General features: G+C 61.5%; 8 protein-coding genes. 4 read left to right on the top strand and 4 right to left on the bottom strand.

Features of this window, described 5'->3' with window-relative positions:
• Positions 1–157 precede the first annotated feature (157 nt).
• The 4 genes from QZY03_RS01330 to QZY03_RS01345 all read left to right on the top strand — a co-directional run bounded on the left by QZY03_RS01330 (position 158) and on the right by QZY03_RS01345 (position 6,259).
• The gene (locus QZY03_RS01330) at positions 158–2,080 is read left to right on the top strand and encodes a PrkA family serine protein kinase (RefSeq protein WP_295577441.1); all 1,923 of its coding nucleotides are present in this window, start codon (positions 158–160) and stop codon (positions 2,078–2,080) included.
• Between the two features lie 114 nt (positions 2,081–2,194).
• On the top strand, positions 2,195–3,466 hold the full coding sequence (locus tag QZY03_RS01335; protein ID WP_295577444.1) for a YeaH/YhbH family protein: 1,272 nt from the start codon (positions 2,195–2,197) through the stop codon (positions 3,464–3,466).
• Positions 3,463–4,953, top strand: a complete 1,491-nt coding sequence (locus QZY03_RS01340) for a SpoVR family protein (RefSeq protein WP_295577447.1) — start codon at positions 3,463–3,465, stop codon at positions 4,951–4,953. The genes QZY03_RS01335 and QZY03_RS01340 overlap by 4 nt, the downstream gene beginning before the upstream one ends.
• A gap of 112 nt (positions 4,954–5,065) precedes the next feature.
• Positions 5,066–6,259, top strand: a complete 1,194-nt coding sequence (locus tag QZY03_RS01345; protein ID WP_295577450.1) for an NnrS family protein — start codon at positions 5,066–5,068, stop codon at positions 6,257–6,259.
• 202 nt (positions 6,260–6,461) lie between these two features.
• On the opposite strand, the gene QZY03_RS01350 is transcribed toward QZY03_RS01345, so the two are convergent.
• The 4 genes from QZY03_RS01350 to nadA form a co-directional block, all read right to left on the bottom strand.
• Positions 6,462–6,800, bottom strand: a complete 339-nt coding sequence (locus QZY03_RS01350) for an MBL fold metallo-hydrolase (protein ID WP_295577454.1) — start codon at positions 6,798–6,800, stop codon at positions 6,462–6,464.
• 319 nt (positions 6,801–7,119) lie between these two features.
• A complete protein-coding gene (locus QZY03_RS01355) occupies positions 7,120–8,394 on the bottom strand; it encodes an NAD(P)/FAD-dependent oxidoreductase (RefSeq protein WP_295577457.1) in 1,275 nt (424 codons plus the stop codon).
• Between the two features lie 21 nt (positions 8,395–8,415).
• Positions 8,416–9,105: a c-type cytochrome gene (locus QZY03_RS01360; RefSeq protein WP_295577459.1), complete on the bottom strand. Its 690-nt coding sequence runs from the start codon at positions 9,103–9,105 to the stop codon at positions 8,416–8,418.
• Positions 9,106–9,745: 640 nt separating this feature from the next.
• The gene (nadA, locus tag QZY03_RS01365) at positions 9,746–10,816 is read right to left on the bottom strand and encodes a quinolinate synthase NadA (protein WP_295577462.1); all 1,071 of its coding nucleotides are present in this window, start codon (positions 10,814–10,816) and stop codon (positions 9,746–9,748) included.
• Between the last annotated feature and the right edge of the window lie 528 nt (positions 10,817–11,344).

Here is an 11,344-nt window from a genome sequence, read left to right on the forward strand (position 1 = left end):
CCGGCCGCGTTGAGCCGAGCCTGGTCCGCTCCTTGCACCTTTCCAGGCAAGCCTTGTCTTTTCGCGGTTTGCCCTGAGCAATAGGACCATGGCTCACCGCGTTTCGGAGCGCGGACGCGGCGGGTAACAGCACCATTATTATTAACGAGGTATGTCTATGTCGATCTTCGATCGCTACCAGGCCCGGTATGAAGCGTCCCGCGAGGAGGTCCTGACCCTCGACGAGTACCTGGAACTGTGTAAGTCAGACCGGAGCGCCTATGCTGGTGCCGCCGAACGCCTGCTCCTGGCGATCGGCGAGCCGCAATTCGTGGATACCCGCGACGATCCGCGCTTGAGCCGTATCTTTCAGAATAAGGTCATCAAGCGCTACCCGGCCTTCCCGGAATTCTACGGCATGGAGGAGTCGATCGAGCACCTGGTCTCCTATCTCAAGCACGCCGCCCAGGGTCTGGAAGAAAAGAAACAGATTCTCTATCTGCTCGGTCCGGTCGGCGGCGGCAAGTCGTCCCTGGCGGAGAAGCTCAAGGAGTTGATGGAACAGGTTCCCTTCTACGCCATCCAGGGTTCGCCCGTGTTCGAGTCACCCCTCGGATTGTTCTCACCTGAGGAAGACGGACCGATTCTGACCGAAGACTACGGGATCCCGAAGCATTACCTGCGCTGTATCATGTCCCCCTGGGCGGTGAAGCGGCTTCAGGAATACAAGGGTGACATCACCAAGTTCAAGGTGGTCAAGCTCTATCCATCGATTCTGGAGCAGGTGGCTATCGCCAAGACGGAGCCGGGCGATGAGAACAACCAGGATATCTCCTCCCTGGTGGGCAAGGTCGATATTCGCCAGCTTGAACGCTTCGCCCAGAACGATGCCGACGCTTACAGTTATTCAGGCGCCTTGTGCCGATCCAACCAGGGGCTGATGGAGTTCGTCGAGATGTTCAAGGCACCGATCAAGGTGCTGCATCCCCTGCTGACGGCCACCCAGGAGGGGAACTACAATGGTACCGAGGGTCTGTCGGCGCTGCCGTTCCAGGGTATCATCCTGGCCCATTCCAACGAATCGGAGTGGCAGACGTTCCGCAACAACAAGAACAATGAGGCCTTCCTCGATCGCGTTTTCATCGTCAAGGTGCCGTACTGTCTGCGCGTCAGCGATGAGGTAAGGATTTACGACAAACTGCTGCGCAACAGCTCACTCGCCAAAGCCCCCTGCGCTCCCGGGACACTGGAGATGATGGCGCAGTTCTCCACGCTCACCCGCATCAAGGAGCCGGAGAATTCCAGTATCTATTCCAAGATGCGGGTGTATGACGGTGAGAACCTGAAGGATACCGACCCCAAGGCGAAGTCCGTTCAGGAATACCGTGACTACGCGGGGGTTGACGAGGGCATGACCGGGATCTCAACCCGTTTCGCCTTCAAGATCCTGTCTCAGGTGTTCAACTTCGATCACACCGAGGTAGCGGCGAATCCGGTGCATCTGCTCTATGTCCTGGAGCGGCAGATCGCCCGTGAACAGCTGCCTCCCGAGGTCCAAGAACGCTACCTGAGTTATCTCAAGCAGTATATGGCCCCACGCTATGCCGAGTTCATCGGTAAGGAACTGCAGACCGCCTACCTCGAATCCTACGCCGAGTATGGTCAGAACATTTTCGATCGTTATGTGACCTACGCGGATTATTGGATTCAGGATCAGGAGTATCGGGACCCGGATACCGGCGAGATGATGAACCGGGGGGGACTGAACGAGGAACTGGAGAAGATCGAGAAGCCGGCCGGCATTTCCAATCCCAAGGACTTCCGCAACGAGATCGTGAATTTCGTGCTGCGTGCGCGCGCCGCCAATAGCGGCGCCAATCCGCGCTGGACCAGCTACGAGAAGCTCCGGGTTGTGATCGAGAAGAAGATGTTCTCCAACACCGAGGAGTTACTGCCGGTCATCTCGTTCAATGCCAAGGCGTCCGTGGAGGACCAGAAGAAGCACACTCAGTTCGTCGACCGCATGACCGACAAGGGCTACACGGCCAAACAGGTCCGTCTGCTGTCGGAGTGGTATCTGCGGGTGCGCAAGGCGCAATAAGTCAGGGGCGTTGCGCGCGGTCGGCGAAGCGCGCCGGGCGCGCTCGCTCCAGCGGTGCGAATCACGCGCCCGGCACCCGCGGGCGAACAGGCGTTAGAGCAGGCACATCACCCCATGTCTCATTTCATCGACAGGCGTCTGAACGGGAAGAATAAAAGCGCGGTCAACCGGCAGCGCTTCATCAAGCGCTATAAGACCCAACTCAAGCGCGCGGTGGCTGATGCCGTGAACAAGCGCAGCATCACCGATATCGACTCGGGTGAGCAGGTCGGCATCCCGTCGAAGGATATCTCCGAGCCGGTGTTCCATCATGGCCAGGGTGGCACCCGCGACCAGGTTCATCCGGGCAACAAGGACTTCATGGCCGGAGATAAAGTCCCTCGGCCCGAGGGCGGCGGGGGTGGTGGTGCCGGTCAGGGTAAAGCCGGCCGGGGCGGCAAGGGCGAGGATGATTTCATCTTCGACCTGTCGCGCGAGGAGTTCATGGATCTGCTCTTCGACGATCTGGAATTGCCCAATCTGGTGCGCAATCAGTTGATCGGCAGTACCGAGTTCAAGAGCGTGCGGGCCGGCTACCGCACCAGTGGCGCACCGAACAACATTGATGTGGTTCGGTCACTCAAGGGCGCCATCGCGCGCCGCACCGCCTTGGGCGCGCCTCACCGTCGCCGCATCAAAGAGATCGAGGCGGAACTGGAGGGCTTGCTTGCCCTTGGCGTTGCCGAGGACGACCCGCGCGTATTGGCCTTGCGCGATGAGCTAGATCGCGCGCGGACGCGCATCGCCGCGCTTCCCTTCATCGATACGTTCGATCTGCGCTACCAGAGCTTTGTCCAGCTTCCGGAGCCGACCAGCAAGGCGGTGATGGTCTGCATCATGGATGTGTCCGGCTCCATGGATCAGGCGCGCAAAAATCTGGCAAAGCGGTTTTTCATCCTGCTCTACCTCTTTCTGAAGCGCAATTACGACCGCATCGAAGTGGTTTTCATCCGCCATCACACCATCGCCCAGGAAGTCGACGAACAGGAGTTCTTCTACTCCCGGGAGACGGGCGGTACCGTGGTGTCGAGCGCGCTCAATCTGGCCTATGATGTCCTGCGTGAGCGCTACGATTCGAGCGTGTGGAACATCTATGCTGCACAGGCCTCGGACGGCGATAACTGGGATTCCGATTCGGTGGTATGCCGCGACTTGCTGGCCGAGAAGCTGTTGCCGTTGATGCGCTATTTCGCTTATGTCGAGATCACCCCACGGCAGCATCAGAGTCTGTGGTACGCCTATCAGGAGATCGCCGGCGCACATCGCCACTTCGCCATGCGCGAAATCGCTGGTCCTGAGGATATCTTTCCCGTATTCAGGGATTTGTTCAAGAGGCAGCCGGCATGAGCAGTCGTATCATCTCCGATTCCTCCGAGTGGACCTTTCCGCTGCTTGAACGGTTCGACCGGGAAATCGGGCATCTCGCGCACAATGTTTTCGGGCTGGACACCTATGCCAATCAGATCGAGGTCATCGGCTCCGAGCAAATGATCGATGCCTATTCTTCGGTGGGCCTTCCGATCAATTACAATCATTGGTCGTTCGGCAAACAGTTTGTCAGTACGGAGCAGACCTACCGCCGCGGTCAGATGGGCCTCGCCTATGAGATCGTGATCAATTCCGATCCCTGCATCTCGTATCTCATGGAAGAGAACACGCTGACCATGCAGGCGCTGGTGATCGCTCACGCCTGTTACGGGCACAACAGCTTTTTCAAGGGCAACTATCTGTTCCGCACCTGGACCAGTGCCGATGCCATCATTGACTATCTGGTGTTTGCCAGAAAGTACATTGCCAGTTGTGAGGAGCGCTACGGCCAAGCGGAGGTGGAGCTGCTGCTCGACTCCTGCCACGCGTTGATGAATCATGGTGTGGATCGCTACAAGCGGCCTTCGCCGATCACCATGGCGGAGGAACAGCGCCGGCAGGCCGAGCGCGCGGATTATATCCAATCTCAGGTGAATGATCTATGGCGTACTATCCCGAGTTTCGGGGATGACGACGCGCCGGATGCCGACGCGCGGTGGCCTGCCGAGCCCCAGGAGAATCTGCTCTATTTCATCGAAAAGAACGCGCCGCTGCTGGAGCCCTGGCAGCGCGAGGTCGTGCGCATCGTGCGCAAGGTGAGCCAGTATTTTTACCCCCAGCGCCAGACGCAGGTGATGAATGAGGGCTGGGCGACCTTCTGGCATTACACTTTGCTGAATCGTCTCTACGAAGAGGGATTCGTCAACGATGGCTTCATGCTGGAATTTCTTCAGTCCCATACCGGTGTCGTGTTTCAGCCGAATTTCGATGCGCCTTATTACAGCGGGATCAATCCCTACGCGCTCGGCTTTGCCATGATGGGCGATATTCGCCGGATCTGCGAGTCGCCAACCGCCGAGGACCGCGAATGGTTCCCGGATATCGCGGGTGGCGACTGGCGCAAGGTCCTCGATTTCGCGATGCGCAACTTCAAAGACGAGAGCTTCATTGCCCAGTATCTCTCACCGAAGCTCATTCGCGATCTGCACCTGTTCGCGGTTCGCGACGACGATCGGGCCGAGGCGATCGAGATCACCGCGATCCACGAGGAGCGCGGTTACCGTACCGTGCGTCAGGCCCTGGCCGAGCAGTACAACCTCGGGAGTCGAGAGCCGAACATACAGGTCTTCAATGTCGATCGACGCGGCGACCGATCTTTGACGCTGCGCCACTATCGGCATAACCGCCGCCCCTTGGGCGAGTCAGTGGACGAGATGTTACGTCACATCCGCCGTCTCTGGGGCTTCACAGTGCGTCTGGAGGGCGTCGACGATAACGGCCGTGTCCAGTTGCTCGGTGAACTCTGAGCGGGGGTGATCAGGTGCGACAGGAGCCGGATTGACCGAGGTCAAATCCTGAGGTTGTACACAGGGGTAGCTTAGGCAACGAAAAAAGAGCAGATGGCAACTGGAGAACCGATTGTCCGCAATCCCGCCTTCGATCATCCGTCCCTATCACGTTATCCTGGCGCTCGGGTTCCGCCCGTTCTTTCTTGCTGCGGGCTTGTCCGCTGTCGTGTCTTTGGCGCTGTGGCTCGCCATGCTGCGCGGTTGGATGCCGATGAACGGCTACTACGCCGGGACCACCTGGCACGCGCACGAACTGCTCTTCGGCTATGCGACGGCCGCCATCGCCGGCTTTTTGCTGACCGCTACACGTAATTGGACCGGCATTGCAACCGCCTCCGGTGTCCCGTTGGCCGGGCTGGTGCTGTTATGGGTGGCCGGACGTATCGCCCCCTTCCTGCCGCTGTCGGATGTGCTGGTCGCGGCCTTGGATCTGTGTTTTCCGGCAGCCGTCGCGCTATCGCTTTTCACGCCCCTGTGGCGGGGTCCCAATCCGGCGAATCGGGTCTTTATCGTCCTGCTGGGCAGCATGAGTCTGGCGTCCATGCTGGTTCATATCGAGGCGCTGGGGATCGCTTCGCATACCGCCCTGGCCGCCGACCGGCTCATGCTCGGGCTGATCCTGCTGACCTTGCTGCTGGTCGCCGGTCGCATCATGCCCTTCTTCACCCAGACCGCGTGTCCGGGGTCGAGTCCCAGGTCGAATCCCTGGGTGGAGCGTCTGACCTTCGCCCTCGCGGTCTTGTGGGTGGCGACTGATGCGGCCAGTCAGACCGGGCTGGCGATCACGGTGCCCGCGGCGGTGGCTGCCCTGACCCTGGCGCTGGTCCAGGGGCTGCGCCTGGCCGGCTGGCATGATCGGCGGGTGTGGAGGCTCCCGATCCTCGCCGTTCTCTACAGCGGCTATCTCTGGCTGATCATTGGTCTGGTGCTGAACGCGCTGACGCAGTTGGGGCTGCTGGCACCCTTTCCCTCACTGCATGCGCTGACCATCGGGGCCGTCGGGGTTTTCACCCTGGGGATGATGGCGCGGATCACGCTGGGCCATACGGGGCGGGCCATGGTTGCCTCGCCCGCGACGGTGAGCGCCTTCGTCCTGCTGAACATGGCGGCGGCGGTGCGGGTGTTCGCTCCCTTGCTCTGGCCAGCCGCCTACCTGGAGTGGCTGACGCTTTCCGGTGCCCTGTGGCTCCTGGCCTTTGGGCTCTTTCTCTGGGTTCACGTTCCCATGCTGATCAGTCCGCGGGCCGATGGGCGGCCGGGCTAATGGTGATTTCCGGGAAATGATCTACCGACGTGTAGGGGCGACTATTGGTGATTTCCGGAACACCGGATACCACCCACCATCGGCTTGGATGTAGGTGCGACTTCAGTCGCACCGATTCAGGCGCAGGTGCGACTGAAGTCGCACCTACACTGACCGGTATCCAAATTGTCGGAAATCGCCAAAGGCGATTTCCGACAATGGCCTAACCGAACTGATGCCTGGTGCCGACCGGTGATTCACGGAACTGAGAGGGAAAGCGGTCGCGGAAGTAGCAGACGGCGGGGAGACCGGTACAGTGAATCGGCGCGAGATAAGCGACGCCGAAGCGCTCCACGGTGAACGCCAGGCGGTCCGCGTCGGCGCGCAGCAAATGGGTGCCGCCGATGACGGCATGGATCGGCCGATGATCGGTCAGCGCCTGGATATGCTCCAGTGTGTTCACGACGCCGGAGTGACTGCAGCCAAGCAGCACCACCAGCCCTGCCGGGGTATCCAGATAGAGCGCCTGATCGTCCGGTATCGAAGAGCACACAGTGCTCATCGGCTTCAATCAACCAGGCAACACCATGCTCGCCGAGGAGCCCCATGGCGTCGGCGGTGTTCTCCACCAGTTGAGTGATGGTTAAATGACGGATCATAAGTAACGCGTCAGAAAGAATGCGATACACTCGTTGTCGTTGTCGTTGTCGTTGTCGTAATCGTTGTCGTAATCGTTGTCGTAATCGGAGAAGCGATTCGCATTGGGCATAAGCAGCCCGATAACGACGCGGTGCAAGAGGATTCTCGCGGGTATCACAAACTCGATTACGACAACGATCAAGACGGCAGGCGCGCCTGCTGGCGGCGGGCCTGCCGCAGCCTTACATAAAACTGTCCTGGATGATGTTCTTGTACCAGCTATGGGCGTATTCGACCTCACGCTTGTGCGCCCAGTCCGGGGCATCCATGGGGGTGAGGCCGCCCGCGCCGGGAACCTCGGCGATCTTGCCGTCGGCGGCGAGCTTATACACGCCCGCTACCGAGATGCCCCACTCGGGTCCGGCAATTGAGTAGCAGGTGTTGACGTAGGAGGGCACGCCGACCTCCTTGCCGTTGAGCATGGCCACCACCGCCCCGGCGCAGACCTTGGCCTGGCTGTTGGCCGAGTAGGCGGATTTGGGCATGGCCCCGGCGATGCACGCGTCGCCGATGACATGGATGCCCTTGGCCAGGGATGACTCGAAGGTCTTGGCATCCACCGGACACCAGCCCTTGTCGTCGGCCAGACCCGCGACCTGCGCGATCTTGCCGGCCCGCTGCGGCGGGATGACGTTGAGCACGTCGGCCTTGATCTCGTCGCCGAAACTGGTCTCGGCAGTCATGCCCTTGGCGTTGACCTTGACCACCGCGGCGTCCGGACCGGGACGCCATTCGATCATGCCGGGGAAGAACTTCTCCCAGGCCTGGATGAACAACCCTTGCTTGGAGAATTGGGACTTGCTGTCCAGGATGATGATCTTGGACTTGGGCTTGTGGGCCTTGAGATAGATGGCGATCTGGCTCGCCCGCTCGTAAGGTCCCGGGGGGCAGCGGTACGGATTGGGCGGGGAGGTAATGACGACGGTTCCGCCGTCGGCCATGGCCTCCAACTGGCCGCGCAGGATCTTGGTCTGTTCGCCGGCCTTCCAGGCGTGCGTCAGGGTCTGGGAGGACGCTTCGCTGTGACCCTCGATCTTCTCGAACAGCAATTCGACGCCGGGGGCGACGACGCAGCGGTCATAGGGTAACTCTTTGCCGCCGCCGGTCTTGACGACTTTCTTGGCGGCGTCGATGGACTCGGCCGAGTCCTGCACCATGGTGATGCCGAGCGCCTTCAGGCCATCGTAGGCGACCCGCAGCGAGTCGAGCGTGCGCTCGCCGCTCAAGACCTCGTTGCTGAAATAGCACGTATAGTAGACCGGGTTGGGCTCGACGACGGTCACCTCGATGCTCGGGTCCAACCGCTTGATGTATTTGGCGACGGTGGCGCCGGCAGTGCCGCCGCCGACCACCACGACCTTGTTCCCGGCACCCAGCGCCAAGTGGGGCACGCCGATCAGGCCAACGGCAGTCGCCGCGCCGGCGGCCCGTACGAAATCACGACGATTCATCTTCATCTGGTTCGACTCCTCGGGCGCTTATTGTTGGCTGGCGTAGTAGGCGTAAATCGCCGTCAGACCGTTTTCGCCTTCCTTCGTGATCAGATCCTTGAGCTTGCTCTTCATCTTCTTGGGCATCTCGCGGCGATCGGCACGGAAGTCCTCCATGGCATAGACCAGATAGGGGGTCCATTGGCCGGCGAGGATCTGGTACTCCTCCCCGCCCTCTTCGCCTTCCTCCTCTTCCTCGGCCTCACTCTCTTCTTTCGCCTTGGTCTCGCCGGTCAGGGGCGCGCCGCCCTCGCTATGACATTTCTCGCAGAATTTGTCATGGAACTTCTTGCCCTTGGCGGCCAGTGCCTGGTCGAACGGTTGCTTCGCGGGGACATAGGGCTTCGCATGGAAGTAGCCGGCCATGAGCTCAAATTCTTCATCCGAATACCCCTTGGCGATTCGACCCATGATGGTCGAATAGATCTTGCCGTCGCGAAAGCCCTGCATCAGTTCGGTGAAATAGGCGGCGTCCATGCCCGCCAGGGTGGGGGATGCGGGACCGACGCTCGCCCCGTCGGTGCCGTGACAGCCGGCACAGGTCTCGGCAAGCATGCCGGCGCTGGCCCCGGAGACCAGTGCCGGCGCGGCCGGGGCATCCGCCGCTTGAGTGCTGAAACCGACGCCCAGCGCGAGGGCCCCGGCGAGCAGGGCCAGTCTGGTTGGTGTATTGGCCATGTGAACTCCTGATGGTGTGGAACAGGCGTAACGTTCGCGCGGAGGCGTCCCTCCGCGATGCAGACCGGGGGCCGCCCGCGGGGCGTCTCCCCTGCATTCGTAAAACAGCAAAGCGTGATTAAGTCGTGACGGAACGCGCGTCGATGCGCTTCATCAGTGAGCCGACGCCTTGGCCTCTCGGGGGATGAGACATGGGGTCCTCGCAGCGGTGAGCGGTGACGACGACCCGCGTCGGGTCTGCAGCGCGGCTGAAGACTGGACCTGGGTCGCGGCTCCGATTGTTGTTATGGTTTGCGGTCGGGTGAACGGGTGATTCACCTGGAAAGCGTCTGGATGGTACGGCATTGCGACGGGCTTTGCCAAGGTGCCGCGGTGGCGCGGCAGCCCCGAATCTGGTTGACCGCCGCCAGCAGCGTGCCCGCGGCGAGGCGATGGTGAACTATGCTGCGTTTGTCCTCCCTACGATGCTTGCTGACCGTGAACGTCGCGCAGTGACCCTGTGGGAGCGGCGTCCCGCCGCGACGGGGCCGGGCGCTCAGCCGCGGCGTTGGATGTCACCGCGGCACCGTAGCGCGGCAGGACGCCACTCCCACGGGAGACTTTCATCTTCCGGGGTGGCTTGATGTTCCTTCCATGCCCGTTAGTCTGAGCGGACGGGTGCGCTGATCCCCTGAGTGCGGGCGAAGTCGAGCATGCGCTGGATCGGGACGACGGCGCGCTGACGCACGGCCTCATCAATGCGGACCTCCTGCGCCCCCGTGAGCAACACCTGCTCCAGGTTCTGCAGGGCGTTCATGGCCATCCAGGGACAGTGCGCGCAGGTCTCGCAGGTGGCGCCCTCACCGGCGGTCGGGGCGGCGATCAGGGTCTTGTCCGGAGCAAGCTGATGCATTTTCCAGAAGATCCCGGCGTCGGTGGCGACGATGAACTCCTGGTTCGGCAGCTCGGTGACGGCGCGGATCAACTGCGTGGTGGAGCCGACCACGTTGGCTTGAGCGACGACTTCGTCCGGGGCCTCCGGGTGGACCAGCACGGCCGCGTCCGGGCGCAGTTTGCGTACCCGCTCCAAGGCGAATGACTTGAACTCTTCATGAACGACACAGGCCCCGTCCCACAGGAGCATGTCGGCGCCCGTCATGCGTTCCACATAGTGGCCCAGGTGCTTATCCGGCGCCCACAGGACCTTCTGACCGAGCGCCGTCAGGTGTTTGACGATCGGCAACGCGATACTGGAGGTCACCACCCAGTCGGCGCGCGCCTTGACCGCGGCGCTGGTGTTGGCATAGACCACCACCGTGTGCTCCGGGTGCGCGTCGCAGAAGGCGGAAAAAGCGTCCGCGGGGCAGCCCTCGTCGAGCGAGCAGGTGGCCGCCAGGTCCGGCATCAGCACGCGCTTCTCGGGGTTGAGAATCTTGGCCGTCTCGCCCATGAAACGAACACCGCAGACCACCAAAGTCCGGGCGTCGCTCGCCGCGCCGAAGCGCGCCATCTCCAGCGAATCGGCGACGCAGCCGCCGGTCTCTTCGGCCAGCGACTGGAGGTCGGCGTCGGTGTAGTAATGGGCGACCAGGACCGCATGCTCCTGCACCAGCAGGGACTTGATCCGCTCCTTGAGCGCGGCCTTGGCGTCGTCGCTCAATGTGGGCCAATGGGGGTGAGGTGGGACCTGAAGCGGACGCCGGACCTGCTCCGGCGCTGGGATGCTGCTCATCGTCGTAGAATCTCCGCGTGGGACGTCCGGCAGATCCGGCGACAGGTGTCGCGAAACGCCGGGCGCCGGGGATAATCACGAAGAGTTGCGCCTTTTTTCTGCTGCGTCAACTCCCGGGATGCCGACGGGTGTGATAAGAACAGATAGGGTTGCGCCTCTCGGTAGGATGGGCAGAGCGAGAGCGATGCCCATCCTCAAGCGGCGCGGTGGCCGGATGGGCATCGCTCTCGCTTTGCCCATCCTACGCCCGTGTGCCCGCCATGGGCATGTACCCGTGACCTGATTAAAGATAACATAATCAATTACCTGTAGGGGCGACTTCAGTCGCCCTGTCAGCCCGTAGGATGCGGTGAGGAACGGACACTGGTGGCGAATTCGCTAACCCATTGAAGCCCATCGTCTCGTGAACATGCTTTCAAGGGGTGTCGGGGTTCTTCCGGCATTGCGCCACCAGGGGGAGCGTTAGGGGTCGCTCGCACTCCAACCTCCGGGCTCTCGCCGAAAAAGAAGAGGCTCTCACAAAGACAC

Origin of the sequence: uncultured Lamprocystis sp., from assembly GCF_903933125.1 — a bacterium.
Lineage (GTDB): Bacteria > Pseudomonadota > Gammaproteobacteria > Chromatiales > Chromatiaceae > Thiodictyon.